Origin of the sequence: Stenotrophomonas chelatiphaga (assembly GCF_001431535.1) — a bacterium.
Taxonomy (GTDB): domain Bacteria; phylum Pseudomonadota; class Gammaproteobacteria; order Xanthomonadales; family Xanthomonadaceae; genus Stenotrophomonas; species Stenotrophomonas chelatiphaga.
On sequence record NZ_LDJK01000029.1, the window covers coordinates 16,113 to 37,236 of the forward strand.

At 65.9% G+C, this 21,124-nt stretch carries 21 protein-coding genes; 8 read left to right on the plus strand and 13 right to left on the minus strand.

Features of this window, described 5'->3' with window-relative positions; all coding sequences use genetic code 11:
• Positions 1 to 8: 8 nt before the first annotated feature.
• The 7 genes from atpG to ABB28_RS07800 all read right to left on the minus strand — a co-directional run bounded on the left by atpG (position 9) and on the right by ABB28_RS07800 (position 5,191).
• The gene (gene atpG / locus ABB28_RS07770) at positions 9 to 872 is read right to left on the minus strand and encodes a F0F1 ATP synthase subunit gamma (protein ID WP_042614573.1); all 864 of its coding nucleotides are present in this window, start codon (positions 870 to 872) and stop codon (positions 9 to 11) included.
• Between the two features lie 58 nt (positions 873 to 930).
• Positions 931 to 2,478, minus strand: coding sequence for a F0F1 ATP synthase subunit alpha (gene atpA, locus ABB28_RS07775; RefSeq protein ID WP_057508090.1), 1,548 nt, complete (start codon positions 2,476 to 2,478; stop codon positions 931 to 933).
• A gap of 44 nt (positions 2,479 to 2,522) precedes the next feature.
• The gene (locus ABB28_RS07780; RefSeq protein ID WP_057508091.1) at positions 2,523 to 3,050 is read right to left on the minus strand and encodes a F0F1 ATP synthase subunit delta; all 528 of its coding nucleotides are present in this window, start codon (positions 3,048 to 3,050) and stop codon (positions 2,523 to 2,525) included.
• 1 nt (position 3,051) lies between these two features.
• Positions 3,052 to 3,522, minus strand: a complete 471-nt coding sequence (locus ABB28_RS07785) for a F0F1 ATP synthase subunit B (protein ID WP_042614570.1) — start codon at positions 3,520 to 3,522, stop codon at positions 3,052 to 3,054.
• 114 nt (positions 3,523 to 3,636) lie between these two features.
• Positions 3,637 to 3,939, minus strand: a complete 303-nt coding sequence (gene atpE / locus ABB28_RS07790) for a F0F1 ATP synthase subunit C (protein ID WP_042614569.1) — start codon at positions 3,937 to 3,939, stop codon at positions 3,637 to 3,639.
• A 65-nt stretch (positions 3,940 to 4,004) separates the two neighbouring features.
• Positions 4,005 to 4,793 (minus strand): F0F1 ATP synthase subunit A, encoded by a 789-nt coding sequence (gene atpB / locus ABB28_RS07795; RefSeq protein WP_057508092.1) that lies wholly within the window; start codon positions 4,791 to 4,793, stop codon positions 4,005 to 4,007.
• Positions 4,794 to 4,825: 32 nt separating this feature from the next.
• A complete protein-coding gene (locus ABB28_RS07800; RefSeq protein ID WP_185000310.1) occupies positions 4,826 to 5,191 on the minus strand; it encodes a hypothetical protein in 366 nt (121 codons plus the stop codon).
• Positions 5,192 to 5,670: 479 nt separating this feature from the next.
• On the opposite strand from ABB28_RS07800, the gene ABB28_RS07805 reads away from it, so the two are divergent.
• Positions 5,671 to 6,480 carry a hypothetical protein gene (locus ABB28_RS07805; protein WP_211260375.1) on the plus strand — a complete coding sequence of 270 codons (810 nt, stop codon included), beginning with the start codon at positions 5,671 to 5,673 and terminating at the stop codon, positions 6,478 to 6,480.
• A gap of 93 nt (positions 6,481 to 6,573) precedes the next feature.
• Here the strand turns inward: ABB28_RS07805 and lpdA are convergent, their stop codons facing one another.
• The 3 genes from lpdA to ABB28_RS07820 form a co-directional block, all read right to left on the minus strand.
• The gene (lpdA, locus tag ABB28_RS07810; protein WP_057508105.1) at positions 6,574 to 8,385 is read right to left on the minus strand and encodes a dihydrolipoyl dehydrogenase; all 1,812 of its coding nucleotides are present in this window, start codon (positions 8,383 to 8,385) and stop codon (positions 6,574 to 6,576) included.
• A gap of 107 nt (positions 8,386 to 8,492) precedes the next feature.
• A complete protein-coding gene (gene aceF, locus ABB28_RS07815; protein WP_057508095.1) occupies positions 8,493 to 10,214 on the minus strand; it encodes a dihydrolipoyllysine-residue acetyltransferase in 1,722 nt (573 codons plus the stop codon).
• Positions 10,215 to 10,416: 202 nt separating this feature from the next.
• A complete protein-coding gene (locus tag ABB28_RS07820) occupies positions 10,417 to 10,962 on the minus strand; it encodes a DNA-deoxyinosine glycosylase (protein ID WP_057508096.1) in 546 nt (181 codons plus the stop codon).
• A gap of 149 nt (positions 10,963 to 11,111) precedes the next feature.
• Here ABB28_RS07820 and ABB28_RS07825 point away from each other — a divergent pair, with 149 nt between their 5' ends.
• The 5 genes from ABB28_RS07825 (at position 11,112) to glpK (ending at position 16,661) form a co-directional block, all read left to right on the plus strand.
• Positions 11,112 to 11,705: an OmpW/AlkL family protein gene (locus ABB28_RS07825; protein WP_057508097.1), complete on the plus strand. Its 594-nt coding sequence runs from the start codon at positions 11,112 to 11,114 to the stop codon at positions 11,703 to 11,705.
• A gap of 232 nt (positions 11,706 to 11,937) precedes the next feature.
• Positions 11,938 to 12,591, plus strand: a complete 654-nt coding sequence (locus ABB28_RS07830; protein ID WP_057508098.1) for an OmpW/AlkL family protein — start codon at positions 11,938 to 11,940, stop codon at positions 12,589 to 12,591.
• A gap of 159 nt (positions 12,592 to 12,750) precedes the next feature.
• The gene (gene glpD / locus ABB28_RS07835; RefSeq protein ID WP_083491969.1) at positions 12,751 to 14,256 is read left to right on the plus strand and encodes a glycerol-3-phosphate dehydrogenase; all 1,506 of its coding nucleotides are present in this window, start codon (positions 12,751 to 12,753) and stop codon (positions 14,254 to 14,256) included.
• A gap of 21 nt (positions 14,257 to 14,277) precedes the next feature.
• The gene (locus tag ABB28_RS07840; RefSeq protein ID WP_057508100.1) at positions 14,278 to 15,111 is read left to right on the plus strand and encodes an MIP/aquaporin family protein; all 834 of its coding nucleotides are present in this window, start codon (positions 14,278 to 14,280) and stop codon (positions 15,109 to 15,111) included.
• A 59-nt stretch (positions 15,112 to 15,170) separates the two neighbouring features.
• Complete coding sequence (glpK, locus tag ABB28_RS07845; RefSeq protein ID WP_057508106.1) at positions 15,171 to 16,661, plus strand: glycerol kinase GlpK; 1,491 nt, start codon at positions 15,171 to 15,173, stop codon at positions 16,659 to 16,661.
• 39 nt (positions 16,662 to 16,700) lie between these two features.
• On the opposite strand, the gene ABB28_RS07850 is transcribed toward glpK, so the two are convergent.
• Positions 16,701 to 17,492 (minus strand): MetQ/NlpA family ABC transporter substrate-binding protein, encoded by a 792-nt coding sequence (locus ABB28_RS07850; RefSeq protein WP_057508107.1) that lies wholly within the window; start codon positions 17,490 to 17,492, stop codon positions 16,701 to 16,703.
• Positions 17,493 to 17,517: 25 nt separating this feature from the next.
• Positions 17,518 to 18,483 (minus strand): helix-turn-helix transcriptional regulator, encoded by a 966-nt coding sequence (locus ABB28_RS07855; protein WP_057508101.1) that lies wholly within the window; start codon positions 18,481 to 18,483, stop codon positions 17,518 to 17,520.
• Between the two features lie 83 nt (positions 18,484 to 18,566).
• On the opposite strand from ABB28_RS07855, the gene ABB28_RS07860 reads away from it, so the two are divergent.
• Positions 18,567 to 19,238, plus strand: a complete 672-nt coding sequence (locus ABB28_RS07860; protein ID WP_057508102.1) for a LolA-like protein — start codon at positions 18,567 to 18,569, stop codon at positions 19,236 to 19,238.
• 101 nt (positions 19,239 to 19,339) lie between these two features.
• Positions 19,340 to 20,116 (plus strand): DUF481 domain-containing protein, encoded by a 777-nt coding sequence (locus ABB28_RS07865; RefSeq protein WP_057508103.1) that lies wholly within the window; start codon positions 19,340 to 19,342, stop codon positions 20,114 to 20,116.
• Between the two features lie 45 nt (positions 20,117 to 20,161).
• Here ABB28_RS07865 and hemC read toward each other — a convergent pair whose 3' ends face one another.
• On the minus strand, positions 20,162 to 21,073 hold the full coding sequence (gene hemC, locus ABB28_RS07870; RefSeq protein ID WP_057508108.1) for a hydroxymethylbilane synthase: 912 nt from the start codon (positions 21,071 to 21,073) through the stop codon (positions 20,162 to 20,164).
• Between the last annotated feature and the right edge of the window lie 51 nt (positions 21,074 to 21,124).

The window sequence follows — 21,124 nt, forward strand, 5'->3', positions numbered from 1 at the left end:
CGTGCGCGTCAAACTGCTGCCGCGCCGCCGACGATTTCGGAGATTTCCTGGGTGATCGCTGCCTGGCGGGCCTTGTTGTAGACCAGCTGCAGGGTTCCGATCAGCTTGTTCGCGTTGTCGCTGGCCGCCTTCATCGCCACCATGCGTGCCGCATGCTCGGAAGCAACGTTTTCCAGCACTGCCTGGTACACCAGCGACTCGATGTAACGCGTCATCACGTGCTCCAGCACGGTCGCGGCATCGGGTTCGTACAAGTAGTCCCAGTCGTGGTGCGCGACCTGCTTTTCAGCGGCCGGCAACGGCAGCAGCTGGTCGAAGCTGGCGGTCTGGGTCATGGTGTTGACGAAGCGGTTGTACACCAGGTACACGCGGTCGACCTTGCCCTCGGTGAATGCATCGAGCATCACCTTGATCACGCCGATCAGCGATTCCAGGCGCGGCACGTCACCCAGGTGGGTCACGCTGCCGACCATGTTGACCTTGATGCGACGGAAGAAGGTCGATGCCTTCTGGCCGATCGTCACCATGTCCACTTCGGCACCCTTTTCCTGCCAGGCGCGGGCTTCGCCCAGCGTCTTGCGGAACAGGTTGTTGTTCAGGCCGCCGGCCAGGCCGCGATCCGACGAGATCACGATGTAGCCCACGCGCTTGACCTGTTCACGCTCGACCAGGAACGCATGCTGGTAATCGGTGCTGGCCTGGGCCAGGTGGCCGATCACCTGCTTCATCGCCTGCGCGTACGGACGCGATGTCTTCATCCGCTCCTGCGCCTTGCGGATCTTGGAGGCCGAGACCATCTCGAGCGCGCGCGTCACCTTGCGGGTGTTCTGCACGCTCTTGATCTTGGTTTTGATTTCGCGTCCGCTTGCCATCTCTTATTCCCGTATGTTCAACGGTAGAGCGGGGACCTGCCCCGCTCCACGTGCGCTGTTACCAGCTGCCGGTGGTCTTGAACTCGGTGATGCCCTTCTTGAAGGCACCTTCGATGTCATTGTCCCAGCCGCCGGTGGCGTTGACCTTGCCGATCAGCTCGCCCTGGGTGTTGGCGAAGTGCGCGTGCAGGCCTTCTTCGAACGCCAGCAGCTTGTTGACCGGCACGTCGTCGAGGTAACCCTCGTTGACGGCGTAGATCGACAGCGCCTGGTTGGCGATCGACATCGGGGCGTACTGCTTCTGCTTCATCAGTTCGGTGACGCGCTGGCCGCGCTCAAGCTGCTTGCGGGTCGCTTCGTCCAGGTCCGAAGCGAACTGCGCGAACGCAGCCAGCTCGCGGTACTGGGCCAGCGAGATACGGATGCCGCCGGACAGCTTCTTGATGATCTTGGTCTGGGCCGAACCACCCACGCGCGACACCGAGATACCGGCGTTGACGGCCGGACGGATACCGGCGTTGAACAGGTCGGTCTCCAGGAAGATCTGGCCGTCGGTGATCGAGATCACGTTGGTCGGCACGAACGCGGACACGTCGCCGGCCTGCGTTTCGATGATCGGCAGCGCGGTCAGCGAACCGGTCTTGCCGGTCACCGCACCGTTGGTGAACTTCTCCACATACTCTTCGGACACGCGGGCGGCGCGCTCGAGCAGGCGGGAGTGCAGGTAGAACACGTCACCCGGGTAGGCTTCACGGCCCGGCGGGCGCTTCAGCAGCAGCGAGATCTGGCGGTAGGCAACGGCCTGCTTGGACAGATCGTCGTACACGATCAGCGCGTCTTCGCCGCGGTCCATGAAGTACTCGCCCATGGTGCAGCCGGCGTAGGCGCTGATGTACTGCATCGCGGCCGATTCGGACGCGGTGGCGGCCACGACCACGGTGTGGGCCAGGGCGCCGTTTTCTTCCAGCTTGCGCACGATGTTGGCCACGGTCGATGCCTTCTGGCCGATCGCGACGTACACGCACTTGATGCCGGTGTCCTTCTGGTTGATCACCGCATCGATGGCCAGGGCGGTCTTGCCGGTCTGGCGGTCACCGATGACCAGCTCGCGCTGGCCGCGGCCGATCGGGATCATCGAGTCGACCGACTTGTAACCGGTCTGCACGGGCTGGTCGACCGACTTGCGCCAGATCACGCCCGGGGCAACGCGCTCCACCGGAGCGGTCAGCTGGGTGCCCAGCGGGCCCTTGCCGTCGATCGGCTCGCCCAGCGCGTTCACCACGCGGCCGAGCAGTTCCGGACCGACCGGCACTTCCAGGATGCGGCCGGTGGTCTTGGCCACGTCGCCTTCGCGCAGGTTCTGGTATTCACCCAGCACCACGGCGCCGACCGAGTCGCGCTCCAGGTTCAGGGCCAGGGCGAAGGTGTTGTTCGGCAGTTCGATCATTTCGCCCTGCATCACGTCGGCCAGGCCGAAGATGCGCACGATGCCGTCGGACACGCTGGTCACGGTGCCTTCGTTGCGCGATTCCGCGGCCAGCTTGACCTTCTCGATGCGGTTCTTGATCAGTTCGCTGATTTCGGAGGGGTTGAGCGTGGTTGCCATCGTCGAGTCCTAGTGCCGGCGTTGAGGCCGGACGGTAATTGAATTCAGTTAGCGAGCGCGGTCTGCAGGCGGGCAAGCTTGCCCTTCAGCGAACCGTCGATGACCACGTCACCGGCGTCGATCACGGCGCCGCCGATCAGCGAGGCATCCACCGCGGTGGACACTTCCACGTCGCGGCCGAAGCGCTTGCGCAGGGCAGCCTTGATCGCATCCAGTTCACCGGCGGCCAGTTCGTTGGCCGAGGTCACGGTGGCCTTGACCACGTGTTCGGCTTCGGCACGCAGCTGGTCGTACATGCCGGCGATTTCCGGCAGCAGCGGCAGGCGGTGGGCATCGGCCAGGATGGACAGGAAACGCGAGAAGGTCTCGCTGCGCTGTTCCGGTGCCAGCAGGGCGACGGCATCGTCGCGACCCAGCTCCGGGTTGGCGAGCAGGGCCGACACGCGCGGGTCGGCAGCGACGTGGGCGGAGAACGCAAGCGCGTCCGACCACGGCGCGAACGCACCTTCGTCGCGCGCGGTCGCAAAAGCGGCGCGGGCGTAGGGACGGGCAAGCGTGAGGGCCTGGCTCATGTCAGATCTCCGAAGCCAGCTCGTCGAGCAGCGCCTTGTGGGCGTTGGCATCGATTTCGCGCTTGAGCAGCTTCTCCGCGCCGCTTACGGCCAGTGCGGAAACCTGCTTGCGCAGTTCTTCGCGGGCACGGTTGGCAGCGAGGTCGATTTCAGCCTGGGCCAGTTCTTTCTGGCGGTTGGCTTCGGTGATCGCTTCGTTCTTGGCGGCTTCAACGATCTGGTTGGCGCGCGCGTGGGCCTGGTCAATGATTTCATTGGCCTTGCCGCGGGCTTCCTTCAGCGCTTCGTTGACCTTGTCCTGTGCCTGGGCGAGGTCCTTCTGGCTGCGATCGGCAGCGGCGAGACCTTCAGCGATCTTCTGCTGGCGCTCTTCGATCGCGTTCATCAGGGGCGGCCAGATCTTGGTCGCGATGATCCAGATCAGGGCAGCAAAGGCCAGGGCCTGGGCGATGAGGGTAAAACCGATATCCATTGTTTTCGCTCAGTCAGTGGTGACGGGGTGGACGTGCCGCCTTGCGGGCGGCACCTCCGAACCTTCATCCGCAACCAGGCGCCGAAGCGCCCGGTCGTTTCACTTGGGGCTGGATCAGCCAGCCACTGCCGGCAGGCGGGCGACGAACTCGCCGACCATCGGGTTGGCGAAGGCGAACAGCAGGCCCACGGCGACCGAGATGATGAACGCGGCATCGATCAGGCCGGCGGTGATGAACATGCGGACCTGCAGCACCGGGATCAGTTCCGGCTGGCGCGCGGCCGATTCCAGGAACTTACCAGCCATGATGGCCAGACCCAGGCCTGCGCCCAGCGCGGCCAGGCCGATCATGATGCCGACGGCGAGGACGGTGGAGCTCTGGACCTGGGCGAGATTGGTCAGGACGGCGAAGTACATGGTTTTCTCCGGGAACGTGATTGCTAAGGGATTTGGAAACTAACGGATGAAGGGTGCAGCGAAAATCAGTGAGCGTCTTCCGACAGGCTCAGGTACACGATGGACAGCATCATGAAGATGAAGGCCTGCAGCGGAATCACCAGCAGGTGGAACAGCATCCAGCCGAAGCCGGCGAACGCACCTGCGAAGATGCCGGCGATACCTGCACCGCCCAGCACCCAGATCAGCAGGAACACGATTTCACCGCCGAACATGTTGCCGAACAGTCGCATTGCCAGCGAAATCGGCTTGCTCAGCCATTCCACGATGTTCAGGATCAGGTTGAACGGCATCATCCACTTGCCGAACGGGGCGGTCAGGAATTCCTTGGTGAAGCCGCCGATGCCCTTGGCGCGCAGCGCGAAGAACAGCATCAGGAAGAACACGCTGATCGACATGCCCAGGGTGGCATTGACGTCGGCGGTCGGCACCGGCTTCCAGTACGGCACGCCGAGCATTTCCAGCGGCACGGCGATGAAGTCGGCCGGGATCATCTTGATGAGGTTCATCAGGAGGATCCAGAAGAAGATCGTGATCGCGATCGGGGTCACCAGCTTGCTGGTGCCGTGGTAGGTGTCCTTGGCCTGGCGGTCAACGAACTCCAGGCAGATCTCCACGAAGGCCTGCCACTTGCCCGGCACGCCGGCCGTGGCATTGCGGGTCGCCATCCAGAAGGCGAAAACCATCACCAGACCCATCAGGACCGACGTGGCGATGGTATCCAGGTGCAGCGCCCACGGGCTGCCGTGCCCAACGGTGAGGTTGTGCAGGTGATGCTGGATATAGGAGGTGGGTGTCAGCGCCTCGCCTGCCATGTGTCCGGAACCTTAGTTATTAAGAAATTCGATCAACGCCTGGCCAGAGCCAGGACCTGGAACATCAAGCCGACCGCGATACCGGCCAGCAGTGCCACCGCCGGCAGCCTGAACACCAGGATGCCTACGATCAACACGCCAAACACCACGGCCCACTTGGCAACGACGGCGATGATCAGCCTTGCCATTGCCGAACCGGCTGCCTGTACCCCGCCGCCCAACGCCATCCGTGCCGCCACCCAACCACCCGCCGCAACAGCGAGACCGGAAAGCAGTGCGCCAAGCGCATGTTTCGGACTCACCAGCAGGAAGCCAAGGGCCAGGACAATCACCGCGGCCAGCGGGTAGACCGCGGCGCGCAGCATCAGTCGCCGACCCGGATCAACGGAATTCAGCACAGAGACGTCCCGCACATTTGGAGTGAAAGGCATGAGGCAGCAGCGTGGTGCCTCGTCGAGCCGCCAAATTATAGCAATGGGACAATTTGCGAGACAACCGCTGCGTGTTCATCCCGGATCGATGCAAGTTGCGGGATGACCGGGATTTTTCCTGCCGGGGGCGGGACAATCAGGCCCAGCGGGGCTCCCGCCCTTGCGGCGGTGCAGCATTGAACTTTCGTCGCGACGGTGTGTCCAAGCTTCCGACCTGCACTCTCTCATCCTCGTCGGCGCAGTTCTGCAGGTCTGCATGGGGTCCCGCCGCTGCCCGGCGGGACTTTTTTTGTTCTGCCGTGGCGCTCGCCGGGCATGGGCCGGCGCTACAGGCCCACTGTGAAGACGCCGCCTGCACAATACGCTCACGCATGGTGGACGCGGACATAGCGATAGTGGCGCAACTTTTCGTTGAACCACTGCAAGGATTCCTGCCGATGCGCCCCATTCCTACCCTGCTCGCTTTGTCGCTGGTCGCCGTCGGCGCCGGCTTTGCTTCCACCGCGCATGCTGCCGAAGGCGATGACCGCTTCACGCTGCGCCTGGGTGCGATGAACATCGATACCGACAACACCATCCGCGGCAGCACGAACATCGCGGGCCAGGACGTGAACCTGAACGAAGATTTCAGCATGGGCGGCAAGGAATGGGAGCCGCGCGTGGATGGCGTGTTCCGCTTCAGCGACCGCCAGCGCCTGATCTTCGATTACTTCAAGTGGGACAAGGACCGCCGTGAAGTGCTGAACGACGGCATTGCCTTCGGTGACATCAACGTGCCGGAAGGCAGCTTCGTCAAGGCTGAACTGAAGTATCAGGTCGCCACCCTGGTGTATGACTACTCGGTGGTCGACACCGACCGCTTCGACCTCGGCCTGCAGCTGGGTGCCGAATACGCCAAGATCAGCGCCAAGGGCTATGCCGACCTGGGTACGGTCTACAACGGCCGCTTCCTGGACGAAAGCGAGAGCGGCGTTGCCCCGGTGGTTGGCGCGCGCCTGACCTTCAATCCGGCCGACCGCTGGATGATCAACCTGCAGGGCCAGTACCTCAACACCAGCTGGGGCAGCTTCGATGACTACGAAGGCGACCTGAGCCGCGCCAACGCGATCGTCGAATACCGCCTGACCGACAACTTCGGCCTCTTCGCCGGCTACGACTGGTTCAAGCTGGACGTCGACCAGAAGGGCAGCGACGGCGTGATCGGCCTGAAGCAGGAGTTCAAGGGCCCGGTGGCCGGCGTCAGCCTGTCGTTCTGATCCCTCGATCCGCGCAATGAAAAAACCCCAGGCTTGCCTGGGGTTTTTTGTTGCCGGGCAAGTGCGCCGGGCAGTGCCCCGGCGCGTGCCGGCTTACTTCTTCTTCGGCATGTACAGGTCGGTGATCGTGCCGTCGTAGATTTCCGAGGCCATCGCCACCGATTCGCTCAGCGTGGGATGGGCGTGGATGGTGTGGCCGATATCTTCGGCTTCCGCCCCCATCTCGATGGCCAGGCCGATTTCCGCCAGCAGGTCACCCGCGTGCACGCCGACGATGGCGCCACCGATGATGCGATGGGTTTCCTCGTCGAAGATCAGCTTGGTGAAACCTTCGGTGCGACCGATGCCGATGGCACGGCCACTGGCCGCCCACGGGAACTTCGCCACGCCGACCTTCAGGCCCTTGGCCTTCGCTTCGGTTTCGGTCACGCCGACCCAGGCGATTTCCGGGTTGGTGTAGGCCACCGACGGAATCACCCGTGCGACCCATTCCTTCTTGTGCCCCGCAGCGACTTCAGCGGCCAGCTTGCCCTCATGGGTGGCCTTGTGGGCCAGCATCGGATTGCCCACGATGTCGCCGATCGCGAAGATGTGCGGCACGTTGGTCCGCATCTGGCGGTCAACCGGGATGAAACCGCGATCGGACACCTGCACGCCGGCGTTCTCCGCACCGATCTTGGCGCCATTCGGCGAGCGGCCCACGGCCACCAGCACGCGGTCGAACGTGCCCTGCGGCAAGGCGGGCGTCTCGCCTTCGGCGGCGGCTTCGAAGGTCACCGTCACGCCCTTGGCGTCGGCAGTGACGCCTGACGCCTTGGTCTTCAGGTGCACGTCCACGCCCTGCTTCTTCAGGCGGTCCGCCAACGGCTTGACCAGGTCCTTGTCGGCGCCCGGCATCAGCTGGTCCATGAACTCCACCACGGTGACCTTGCTGCCCAGTGCGGCATACACGGTGGCCATTTCCAGCCCGATGATGCCGCCACCGACGACCAGCAGCGAACCCGGCACGTCGGCCAGTTCCAGCGCGTCGGTGGAGTCCATCACGCGCGGGTCGTCCCACGGGAAGTTCGGCAGCTTCACGGCCTGCGAGCCGGCCGCGATGATGCACTGCTGGAACCGCAGCAGCTGGGTGCTGCCGTCTTCGGCGGTGATTTCCAGTTCGTTGGCCGATACGAAGCGGCCCACGCCCTGCACGCTGCGCACCTTGCGCTGCTTGGCCATCCCGGCCAGGCCCTTGGTCAGCTGGCCGACCACCTTTTCCTTGTACTGGCGCAGCTTGTCCAGGGTGATCTTCGGCGCACCGAATTCGACGCCGAAATCGCCGGCATGGGCGACTTCATCGATCACCGCCGCGGCATGCAGCAGCGCCTTGGACGGAATGCAGCCGACATTGAGGCAGACGCCGCCCAGGCTGGCGTAACGCTCCACGATGACGGTATCCAGGCCGACGTCGGCGGCGCGGAAGGCCGCGGTATAACCGCCCGGACCGGAGCCCAGCACGACCATCGCGCATTCGATGTCGGCAGCCTTGCCGGAAGACAGTGCAGGCTTCGGCGCGGCCGGTTCAGCCGGCGCGCGGTGCGACGGGGTAACCGGCGGCTTGCTGTTCGGTGCAGCGGCCACGGGCGCAGCGGCCTTGGCCGGCGCAGCCGGTGCAGCGCCCTCGCCTTCCGCTTCCAGCAGCACCACGACGGCGCCTTCGGACAGCGTATCGCCGAGCTTGACCTTCACTTCCTTGACCACGCCGGCAGCCGAGGACGGCACTTCCAGCGTTGCCTTGTCCGATTCCAGGGTCAGCAGACCCTGGTCCTTCTTCACCGTGTCGCCGACGGCGACCAGTAGTTCAATCACCGGCACATCGCTGTAATCACCGATGTCGGGAACCTTGACTTCAATCGTGGCCATGGTGGTTTCCTTCATGCCCGCGCGGGAAGGCCGGCGGGCGTCTGCTGCAGTTCGTCACGCGGCCGCGCGCATCGCGGCGGCCACACGGAGGGGGCTTGCCGGCTCGGTCAGAGCAGCACGCGGCGCATGTCCGCCAGTACCTGCGACAGGTAGGTGGTGAAGCGTGCGGCCAGTGCGCCGTCGATGACCCGATGGTCGTAGCTCAGCGACAGCGGCAGCATCAGCTTCGGTGCGAATTCCTTGCCATTCCAGACCGGCTGGATGGACGACTTGGACACGCCGAGGATCGCCACTTCCGGTGCGTTGACGATCGGCGTGAACGCGGTGCCACCGATACCGCCGAGCGAGCTGATCGAGAAGCAGCCGCCGCTCATGTCGGCCGGACCCAGCTTGCCGTCACGCGCCTTCTTGGCCAGTTCGCCGCTTTCCTGCGCGATCTGCACCACGCCCTTCTTGTCGACGTCGCGGACCACCGGAACGACCAGGCCGTTCGGAGTGTCGGCGGCGAAGCCGATGTTGAAGTACTTCTTCAGGGTCAGGTTCTCGCCGCTGGCATCCAGCGAGGCGTTGAACTCCGGGAACTTCTTCAGCGCTGCGGCACTGGCCTTGACCAGGAAGGCGAGCATGGTCAGCTTGATGCCGGCCTTCTCGTTCTCCTTGTTCAGCGCCACGCGCAGGGCTTCCAGATCGGTGATGTCGGCCTGTTCGAACTGGGTGACGTGCGGGATCATGGCCCAGTTGCGCGCCAGGTTCGCACCGGAAATCTTCTTGATGCGCGACAGCGGCTGGACCTCGACTTCACCGAACTTGCTGAAGTCGACCTTCGGCCACGGCAGCAGGTTCAGGCCACCGCCGGCCGCGGCCGATGCAGGCGCGCCAGCGGCAGCGCCGCCGGTGAGTGCAGCCTTGACGAACTTCTGCACGTCGCCCTTGGTGATGCGGCCACCCTTCTCGGTGCCGTTGATCTGCAGCAGGTCCACGCCCAGTTCGCGGGCGAACACGCGCACCGCCGGGGTGGCATAGGGCACCTTGGCCGGCAGCACGCTGTCGGCATTGAACTGCACCGGCGGGCTGGTCGGCGCACCGGCCGAGGGCGCACTGGCGATCTCGCGCTGGGCCAGCTTGTCCGGCTGCTGCTGGACCGCGACCGGCTCCACCTTGGTGGCGGTTTCGGCGGCAGCCGGAGCCGCAGCAGCGTTGCCCGCGGCCGGGGCCGGGGCAGCAGCGCCTTCGGCTTCAATGATCGCCACCAGCTTGCCCTGCGACAGGGTGTCACCGACCTTGACCTTGATCTCCTTGACCACGCCGGCGACCGACGAGGGCACTTCCATCGTCGCCTTGTCGCTTTCCAGCGTGACCAGCCCCTGGTCCTTCTTCACCGTATCGCCGACGGCGACCAGGATTTCGATGACCGGGATGTCACTGTAATCGCCGATGTCCGGCACCAGCGCTTCCACCGCGCCACCGCTGGCGGCGGCAGCCGGGGCAGCAGGTGCAGGCGCACTCGCGGCGGCCGGCGCAGAGGTCTCGACCTTTGCCGGCGCAGGCGCGGCGGCGGCGGCCGGCTTGGCGGCCGGTGCCTCGCCGTCGGCCACTTCGATCAGCGCCACGACCTTGCCTTCGGACAGGTTGTCGCCGACCTTCACCTTGATTTCCTTGACCACGCCGGCGACCGACGAGGGCACTTCCATCGTCGCCTTGTCGCTTTCCAGCGTGACCAGCCCCTGGTCCTTCTTGACCGTGTCGCCGACGGCGACCAGCACCTCGATTACCGGGATATCGCTGTAGTCACCGATATCGGGGACGAGGGCTTCCTTGATTTCGGCCATGGGGATAACTCCGGCAATCTGGTGTAGGGAATCCTCTATTGTGCGGCCAGCATGGCCCCCTCGCCAACCGTTGATGGCGTTTTCAGTCCGCACTGTCCCGGGACACGCTGTTGTAGCAGGGCACTTGCGCAGCAACGAAGCGCCGCAGGCCGCTTCCAGTCGGTGGCGTATTGTCCCGCCACGGTCATCCACACACGCACCTTCAACGGCCCTGGCCGGGACCCCGCAGCACCTCGGCCAGCGGCTGCCAGGCCCGGTGCAGCGCCGGCAACGATGCGGCCGCGTTGGCCGGACTGGTCGAGGGAAGCGCCAGTACCGGCGCCGACAGCGGTTGCCGCAGGGTGGGAACGATGAAGCGTTGGAACGCGCGATGCGCCGCCGCTCCGTTGCAGGCCACCAGGCGCAGGTCGGGCAGGCGGTCGATCAGCTCCGCAATCGGATTGGGTACCTCACTGCCGCGCACGATCGCCGCATCCAGGCTGCCCTGCCGGCGGCATTGCCCGATCACATCCCACAGGGCAACGCCCGAAGCGCGCAACGCCTGCAGCCGCTGTGCATAGGGCGCCCCCGCATCAACGCCGCACAGCAGCCCCATCAGCGGCCAGAAACGATTGCGCGGGTGGGCGTAATAGCGGGCCTCACGCAGCGACAGCGCACCCGGCATCGAGCCCAGCACCAGCACGCGGGCGCTGCCGTCTGCCTGCGCCGGCAGTCCCGTGCAGAGATCGTTGCGCGTGCTGTCGCTCATTGTCGCTGCCTTCCTGCAGTACCCACGTCACCCCTTAATGGGACCGGTCCGATTCTCTACGTGTGCGCGCGGACCTGTAATGCCGCCTGCTGCATTCCGCGTCGCATTCCGCGCGGCAAGCGCACCCTCTCTTTCCAAAGGATCTTCCCATGCGTTCCCTGCTCCTGACCACCTGCCTGGTGGCTTTCGCTTCACCTGCTGCATTCGCTGCTGACGACACCGACACCGCGTCGAAGAAGCGCATCGGCGTGACCGCCGGCTATACCGTCGGCGATGCCGGCCCGGCGCCCACCGCCAGCATCAGCTACCTGTTCAATGACCACTGGGCCGCCGAGGTCTGGGGTACGGCAGACAAACTGCAGCAGAACATGCGCATCAAGTCCGGCCCGCGCGTGGGCACCTATGCGCATCAGCCGGTCGCGCTGAGCGTGCAGTACCACTTCGGCAATGCTGACGCGGTGTTCCGCCCCTTCCTCGGCGTGGGCAGTTTCACGTCGAACATTTCCGACGTGCAGGTCACTGCGCCGGCGGCTCCGGCGGCGACCAACATTCATGGCAGGAGCAGCGCCGGCTACATCGTCACCGCCGGCCTGGACATGAACATCAATGAAACCTGGTTTGCCCGCCTCGACGCCCGCCTGCTGTACGCCAGCGACATGCGCCTGGATACCGCAGCGGCGCCGGACCAGGAGATAAAGGGCAGCATGCCAGTTGCGGGCTTCAGCGTCGGCGCACGTTTCTAGAAATGTGCGGGTATGAGCATGCGCGGACCCATCCGCGCATGCTCACGCCGGCTGCAGGTTCGTGAATATCGTGTCCGTGCTGAAGCCTTGTCCGCACTGCATCACCGCGAATCCGGCTGAACGGAAAAACTAATTTTTAACGATAGTCGAATGGGATTCATGTTTGAAGGCATACGTTGGCCTCGCCCCGGCTACCGGGGACCAAAAAACTAGAAACCCGAGGAGATTCCCCATGCGCTCCATCCGTATCCTGAGCCTTTCCCTGCTGACCGCCGCTGCCTTCGCGCCGAGCGCCTTCGCGCAGGATTATTCGGCAACCGACAGCACCACCGATACCGCCTCGGGCAAGCACTTCGCCGTGGTCGGCGGCGTCGCCCTGCTGCAGCCGAAGAATGACCCGGTCGAAGGCATCCGCAAGTTCGATGGCGGCCCGGCGCCGACCCTGAGCCTGAGCTACTACATCAACGACAACTGGGCCGTTGAACTGTGGGGCGCAGCCGACAAGTTCAACCACCGCGTGCGTGGCGTCGGCAACGAGCGCCTGGGCACCGTGGAACAGCAGCCGATCGCCCTGAGCGGCCAGTACCACTTCGGCCAGGCAGACAACGTCTTCCGTCCGTTCGTCGGCGTCGGTTACTACGAGTCGAACTTCAGCAATGAAGACCTGGTCGCGCCGGGTGTGACCGAGCATATCGGTCTTGAAACCGCCAAGGGCGCCATCGGCACCGTCGGCGTGGACATGAACATCAACTCGACCTGGTTCGCCCGTGCCGACGCGCGCTACATGCACGCCCGTCCGGAAGTGAAGGTTGGCGGCGAGGGCACCGGCGCAGATGCCAAGCTGGATCCGTGGACTGTCGGCTTCGGTATCGGCGCGCGCTTCTAAGCACGTCGCAAGCAGCATCGTTTCACTGGAACGGGCCCTTCGGGGCCCGTTCTCGTTGCGGCGCGCACGCGCAACCGTGCGCATGCCACATTTCCACAAACCGCAGTGCGCTAGGCTCGGACACAGAGACGGCAGATGCCTGCCGGAGGGCGACCGCAGATGCTCGACGTGCTGGTGGTAGGAGGCGGGATCAACGGAACCGGCATCGCCCGCGATGCAGCGGGCCGCGTCCTGACGGTCGCCTTGTGCGAACAGCACGACCTGGCTTCGCATACCTCCAGTGCCAGTTCCAAGCTCGTCCATGGTGGGCTGCGCTACCTCGAACACGGGCAGTTCGGCATGGTCCGCAAATCATTGCAGGAGCGCGCGGTGTTGATGCGGATCGCGCCGCACCTGGTGCAGCCGTTGCCCTTCGTGCTGCCGCACGAAGCGCACCTTCGACCCGCCTGGCTGATCCACCTGGGTCTGTGGCTGTACGACCATCTCGGCGGGCGCTCGCCGCAGCTGCCCCGCTCGCGATCGCTGCGGCTGCGCGGCCATCCGCTGGGGGCGCCGTTGCGCGAGGACCTGCGCCGTGGGTTCACCTACACCGACGCGCAGGCGCCGGATGCCCGGCTGGTGGTGGTCAATGCCATCGATGCCGCCGAACGTGGTGCCCACATATGGACGCGCACCGTCTGCGAGCAGGCATGGCGGCAGGCGGATGGCTGGTCGGTCGACCTGCGCGACCCGGATGGCACCCAGCGCAGCGTGCGTACGCGCATGCTGGTCAATGCGACCGGCGCCTGGGCACCACGGTTCGTCGAAAACATCAGCCTGACCCGCGGCGTGGCCCTGCGGCTGGTGCAGGGCAGCCACATCGTGGTGCCGGCGCTGTACGCGCATGACCATGCCTACCTGCTGCAGCAACCCGATGGCCGCATCGTGTTCGCCCTACCCTTCGAAGACCACTACACCCTCATCGGCACCACCGACGTGGACTTCGAGGGTGATCCCGGCGCGGTGCACGTGGACGATGCACAGCGTGATTACCTGTGCGCGGCGGCCAATCGCAGCTTCCGCCAGCAGACCAGCCCGCGCGACATCGTGTGGGAGTTCAGCGGCGTGCGTGCGCTGCTTGACGATCCGGAAGCCGAGGCCAGCGCGGTGACCCGTGACTACCGGCTGGACCTGGATGCCGAGGGTGCGCCGCTGTTGAATGTCCTTGGCGGCAAACTGACCACCTATCGGCGCCTGGCCGAAGAGGCGGTTGACCTGCTGGCAGGCCACGCCGGGACGGCGGCACCCGCCTGGACGGCCACCGGCGCGCAGCTGCCCGGGGCCGAGCGCGGTACCCCGGCGCAGTGCGCGGCCTGGCTGGCAACGCAGTGGCCATGGCTGCCGCCGAAGCTCGCGGCGCGCTGGTCCCGTACCTATGGCGCGCGGGCCACGTTGATCCTCGGCCAGGCCGATTCGTTGGCCGCGCTTGGCACGCACTTCGGCGCCGATCTGTACGAAGCCGAAGTGCGCTATCTGTGCACGCACGAATGGGCGCGCCAGGCAGATGACGTGCTGTGGCGACGGACCCGGCTTGGCCTGGTGCTGGACGCCGCGCAGCAGCATCGGCTGGCCTGCTGGCTGGACACCCACGCATCCACCAGCGGCCGCGCTGTGGGCGCTCCCTGATCGCACGATGAGGAACACGGCATGTCACGACGGCAGCTTGCAGGCGAACTGATTTCCGAGGCGGTCGCGGTGGCGATCATCATCAGCATCGGCTGCTCTGCAGCGGCCATGTACCTGCTGTACGACCCCAGCCCGTACCAGAATGCCTACTGGGGGCTGTGCATCACATGGGGACTGGCGGTCACTGTCGCGATCTACGCCACCGCGTCGGTATCGGGCACCCACGCCAATCCGGCGGTGACCCTCGCACTTGCGCTGTACCGCGGTTTCCCGTGGTCACGCGTAATACCCTACTGGGCGGCGCAGGTGCTGGGCGGCTTCGTCGGCGCGGCGATCGTGCTGCTGCTGTATGGCCCGGTCATCGATCATTACAACGACCTGCAGGGGATGACCCGCGCCGAAGGCGGCGGCGCCGGAGTGTTCTTCACTGCGCCGGGACTGGCGGTCACGCCGCTGCATGCGCTGCGCAACCAGGTCATCCTGACCGGGTTCCTGGTGTTCGGCATCTTCGCCATCACCGAGCGGTACAACGAAGCCGCACCGGGGGCGAACGGCGGCGCGCTGATGATCGGCCTGCTGGTGGCCTGCATCGGTGCGTCGATGGGCTACCTGGAAGGCTGGGCGATCAATCCCGCCCGCGATTTCGGTCCGCGCGTGTTCGCCTGGCTCACGGGCTGGGACCGCGCCGCGCTGCCGGCAGAACACCATTACTGGTGGATCCCCATCGTCGGCCCACTCATCGGCGGCGCGCTCGGCGGGGCGGCGTATCGCTGGCTCATCCTGCCGTTCCTGCCGGCGCGCCAGCGGGCGCTGTCAGCAGCCCCCGCCATCGCGAGCGAGCGCGGCGCACAATGAGCCCCTACCGCGCGCTTGCCGGCCGCGGATCCGCAACAACCGACGAGGACACCTTCGCCATGGAACCGGAATTCATCCTTGCCATCGACCAGGGCACCACCAGTTCCCGCGCCATCCTGTTCGACCGTGATGGTCGCATCGCAGGCAGCGCGCAGCGCGAGTTCGCCCAGTTGTTCCCGCAGCCCGGCTGGGTGGAACACGATCCGCGCGAGATCCTGACCAGCGTCTATACCACCCTGACCGAACTGCTCAACCAGCAGCAGGTCGATCCGCGCCGCATCGCCGGTATCGGCATCACCAACCAGCGCGAAACCACGGTGGTCTGGGACAGGGCGACCGGCCAGCCGATCCACAACGCCATCGTCTGGCAGTCGCGCCAGAGCCAGGCGATCTGTGAGCGGCTGCAGGCCGATGGCCATGAGGCGCTGATCCGCAGCCGGACCGGGCTCGTGGTGGATGCCTATTTCTCCGCCACCAAGATCCGCTGGATCCTGGACCATGTGGACGGCGCGCAGGCGCGTGCCGAACGCGGCGAGCTGCTGTTCGGCACCATCGACAGCTGGCTGATCTGGAACCTCACCGGCGGCGCGGTGCACGTGACCGACATGACCAATGCCGCGCGCACGCTGCTGTTCAACATCCACACGCTGGCCTGGGACGACGACCTGCTGGCGCTGCTGGACATACCGCGCGCGATGCTGCCGCACGTGCGCGGCAGCAGCGAGGTGTATGGGCATACGCGGCCGCAGTTTTTCTTCGATCGGCAGATTCCCATCGCTGGCATCGCCGGTGACCAGCAGGCGGCTCTGTTCGGGCAGGCCTGCTTCGAACCCGGCATGGCCAAGAACACCTATGGCACCGGCTGTTTCATGCTGATGAACACCGGCAGCCAGGCGGTCGCTTCCGCCAATGGCCTGCTGACCACCATCGCCTGGAATGTCGACGGCCAGGTGGAATATGCGTTGGAAGGGTCGATCTTCGTCGCCGGGTCGGTGGTGCAGTGGCTGCGCGACGGCCTGCGCATGTTCGGCAAGTCCAGCGACTGCCAGGCCTATGCCGAGCGCGTGCCCGATACCGGCGGCGTCTATCTGGTCCCCGCTTTCGTCGGCCTGGGCGCGCCGTACTGGCGCAGCGATGTGCGCGGGGCGATGTTCGGGGTCACCCGTGGCACCAGCAAGGAACACTTCATCCGCGCGGCGGTGGAGTCGATGGCCTACCAGACCCGTGACGTGCTGGCGGCCATGCAGGCCGACGCGGGGATCGAGCTGAAGGAACTGCGCGCCGACGGCGGGGCGATCGCCAACGACTTCATGGGCCAGTTCCAGAGCGACCTGCTCGGCGTGCCGGTGCTGCGCCCGCAGGTGGCCGAAACCACCGCACTGGGCGCGGCCTACCTGGCGGGCTTGGCCGTCGGGTTCTGGGAAAGCCGTGCGCAGATCGCGGCCCAATGGGGCGTGGACCGGCGCTTTGAACCGACGATGTCCGCCGACCGGCGCGAGGCCTTGTATGCGGGCTGGCAACGGGCCGTCAATGCGGCCCTCGCCTGGTGAATCCCGACAGCGCCGGGTCGTGCCCGGCGAACCGCTGGATCAGAACGCAGGCAGCACCGCGCCCTTGTACTTCTGCGCGATGAATTCCTTCACCTGCGGGCTGGTCAACGCCTGGGCCAGCTTCTGCACGCGCGGGTCGTCCTTGTTGTCCGGACGCGCCACCAGGAAGTTCACGTACGGCGAGTCCTTGCTTTCGATCGCCAGCGCATCCTGGGTCGGGTTCAGGCCGGCATCCAGCGCGTAGTTGGTGTTGATCAGCGCCAGGTCGACCTGGTCCAGCACGCGCGGCAGCATCGCCGAATCCAGCTCGCGGAACTTCAGGTTCTTCGGGTTGGCGATGATGTCGCGCTGGGTGGCCAGCGCGTTCTTCGGATCCTGCAACTGGATGACCCCGGCGTTGTGCAGCAGGATCAGCGCGCGGCTGTTGTTGCTGGGATCGTTGGGGATCACCACGTCGGCGCCTTCGCGCAGTTCGTCCAGCGACTTGACCTTGCGCGAGTACGCACCGAAGGGCTCGATGTGCACGCCGGCCACGGTCACCAGGTCGGACTTGCGGTCGCGGTTGTACGCATCCAGGTAGGGCTCGGTCTGGAAGTAATTGACGTCGACCTGCTTCTGCACCAGCTGGTCGTTGGGCTGCACGTAGTCATTGAACACGCGCACGTCCAGGTCCACGCCCTGCTCCTTCAGCATCGGCTTGACCACCTCGAGGATCTCGGCATGCGGCACCGCCGTGGCGGCCACGATCAGCTTCTGCGAGGGTTCGCCGGAGCTGCCACAGGCGGCCAGGGCCACGGCAGCGAACAAGGACAACAGCAGGGACTTCTTCATCATGGGAGGGTCTCGGGGGAGAGGGTCATTCGTAGTTGCTGAGCGCCAGCGCCAGCAGGCTCTTGGCCTGTTCGCGCAGCATCACCGGTTCGATGATCTCGGCATCGGAACCGTAATGCAGCACATCCATCAGCAGTTCGCGGGAAACACTGTAGGGCACCTTCAGTTCATAGCGCCCATCGGCCAGGTAGCGGCCCTGCTGGTTGGCGTGCCAGTGTTCATCGGCCACCCAACGGGCGGCCTTGGCACTGAACAGGATCGTCGCCCAGCCCTTGGGCGCACCGGAGAAGATGCCATAGCTGGCGCCCAGCTGTGCGTCCAGCACGTTGTCATCGACGTCGGTGGCCGGTGCGTCGACCACGCGGGCCTTGTTGATGCGGTCCACGGCAAAGCTGCGCAGGGCATCACGGTCGTGGTCCCAGGCATCCAGGTACCAGTTGTCCCGGTAGTGGGTCAGGCGCTGCGGCGACACCGTGCGGCGGGTCGCCTCGTCGGTGGACCGCGCGCGATATTCGAACGCCAGCTGGCGCCGCTCCAGCACCGCCGAGGCCACGCTGCGGAAACTGCCCTCGTCGAACTTGCGCACCCGGTGCGGGATCACCCGGACCCGGTCCACCGGCCAGCTGGAAACACCGGCCTGGGCCGCCAGCAGGCCTTCGATGCGCTGCTGCAGCGGGGCCAGCACCGAGGACAGCACGCCCCCGCCGGTGCGTGCGAGCAGGTGCTGCGAGGCCAGCAGCGCGTGCAGTTCTTCCGAACTCAGCCACAGTCCGGGCAGCTCGAAGCGATCGCTTTCATCGGCCATGTAGCGGAAACCCGCCTCGCCATCGCCTTCGATCGGCGCCATCAGCGCATCACGCAGGAAGGCCAGGTCCCGGTAGACCGTGGCGCGGGAACAGCCAAGCTTGTCCTGCAGCGTCGCTACCGTGACCGGATAGCGGGCAGACTTGAGCAGACGATGCAGGGCAGTGATGCGTTCGTATCGGTCCATGACCCCGATTATGTCCGACTCGTGGCCATTGTGGCGGCCATGATCGGCTATCGTGTCGATCCCCACGCCACGGCCTGCCCCGCATGCGCCTGCTTCCCTGCTTCCCCCTGGCCCTGGCTGCGCTGCTGGCGGGCTGCGAACAGCCCACCCCGCCACCGGCCAGCGTGCCATTGGCCGATGCACAGCACCCGGCGGCGGCGCCGGCGGCAGACCCGGCGGCGGCCGTGCTGGAGGCCAGCCGACGTTTCGCCGGCCTGCGCAGCTTCCACGCCGAGATGACACTGCACGGTGCACAGGCCGGCCAGGTCGTCCGCAGCGGGATGGACTTCGTGGCCCCGGACCGCTATCGGCTGGATACACCGGCCGGCGTGCAGACGATCATCGGCGACACCTTCTTCCTGCAGGCAGAGGGCCGCATGCAGCAGGTGCCGCTGCCGGCCGGCACGCTGGAACAATGGCGCAGCCCGCTGCCGTCCGAAGCGAGCCTGCAGGACCTGCGGGTGGACGATCGTGGGCCGGCCGACATCGACGGCACGGCCACCCGCGTGTATCGGATAGACGGGCCGGCCGGCAGTGGCGAGACGCTGCAGTACTGGATCGGCGGCGACGGTCTGCCGCGGCAGATCCAGCGCGATGGCTTCAACAAGCAGCAGCCCTACCGGATCACGCTGCGGTATTCGCGTTTGAATGATCCAACGATGCAGGTTCCGCCACCCGGAGACGCCATTCCCTCTGTGCTGAATGGGGATTTGTAGAAACGCTGACTGAAGCGGGGCGCCATCCGCGGTCGAGGCGACGAGGGGTTAACGCTATCATCACGCACTGCGTTCGATCCCCGCCCCCCGGAGAATTCCTGATGTCCCTGCGTGTTTCCCTGCTGGTTCCGTTGTTGCTGGCCGCTCCTGCGGCATTCGCCCAGGACCCCGCCGAACTGGCGGCGATGACCTCTCCCTGGAGTGGCAGCGGCGGTGAACTGGGTTTTGCGTCGGCACGCGGCAACAGCACCACCGAGAGCGCCAACGGTCGCCTGCGCCTGCGCTACACCGATGACGACTGGGTGCACAGCATGGACCTGTTCGGCCTGCGTTCGCGTTCGGAATCCATCCAGACCAACGACGACGGCACCGAAAGCAAGGTCAGCAACACCACCGCCAACCGCTACACCGGCAGCGCCGGCAGCGCGTTGCAGCTGGGTGAGCACCGCCAGATCACCGCCACGGTCCGTTACGAGCGCGATGATTTCGCCACGTATGATCGCCAGAGCTCGTTCGGTCTCGGTTACGGTACCCGGCTGTGGGGCAATGACCGCTTCTCGCTGGATGCGCAGATCGGCCCCGGTGTGCGCCGCACCCACAGCACCGAAGACGATGAAACCCGTACCGGCCTGATCGGTCGTGGCTTCTTCGACATCAAGTATTCGCTGACCCCCAACACCGACCTGGTCAATACGCTGCTGGTCGAATCCGGTTCGTACAACACCTTCGCGCAGAACGATTTCGGCGTGTCGGTGAGCATGAACGAACATCTCGCGCTGAAGGCGGCCTGGCAGGCGCGCCACAACAGCGACGTGGCCGACGACAAGCAGAAGACCGACACGCTGACCACCATGAACGTGGTCTACAAGTTCAAGTAAGCCGCGGCAGTGCCGGCCCCCGGCCGGCACGCGCCAGGGCGCCCTTCAGACCGCCAGCAGGGCGCCCGCGCCCCCATCGAGCAGCAACTGCGCCACGGTCCTGCCCAGCGCCTCGGGATCACGGCCGGGGCCCACGGCTTCGGCACGCACCGCACTGCCATCGGCCACGCCGCCCACCAGCCCCTGCAGGTGCAGGTCCTCGCCCTGCCACAGCGCGATCGCCGCCACCGGTACATGGCAGCTGCCATGCAACGTGCGATTCATGGCACGCTCGGCCTCCACGCAGCTGCGGGTGCGCGCGTCGTCCAGCGCGGCGAACAAGCGCAGCAGCTCCGCATTGCCGCCATCGCATTCCACCGCAACCGCCCCCTGCGCCGGTGCCGGCAGCCAGTGCGGCGGCTGCAGGCGTGCGACGATGCGCTGTCCCAGTCCCAGCCGCTCCAGTCCCGCCACGGCGAGCACGATGGCGTCGTAGCCACCGTTGTCCAGCTTGGCCAGGCGGGTATTGACGTTGCCACGCAGGTCCAGCAGTTCCAGGTCCGGGCGCAGCGCGCGCAACTGGGCCTGGCGACGCAGCGACGAGGTGCCTACGCGTGCACCCAGCGGCAGCGCGTCCAGCGAGGCGTACAGATTGGAAACGAAGCCGTCGGCGGGATCGTGGCGCGGCAGGATCGCCGGCAGCACGAACGGCGCGTCCAGTTCCATCGGCACGTCCTTCAGCGAATGCACCGCGCAGTCCGCTTCGCCGCGCAGCATCGCCAGCTCCAGTTCCTTCAGGAACAGGCCCTTGCCGCCGATGGCAGCCAGCGAGCGGTCCAGCACTTCGTCGCCGCGGGTGCTCATCGGTATCAGTTCGACATGCAGGCCGGGGTGGGCGTGGCGAAGTCGATCAGCGACGTATTCGCTCTGCCAGAGGGCGAGCGGGCTCTTGCGGGTGGCGATGCGCAGGGTATCCATGCGGTCATTATCGCGCATCGGGATAGGGGGCGAACGGGTGGAACCCCCTCG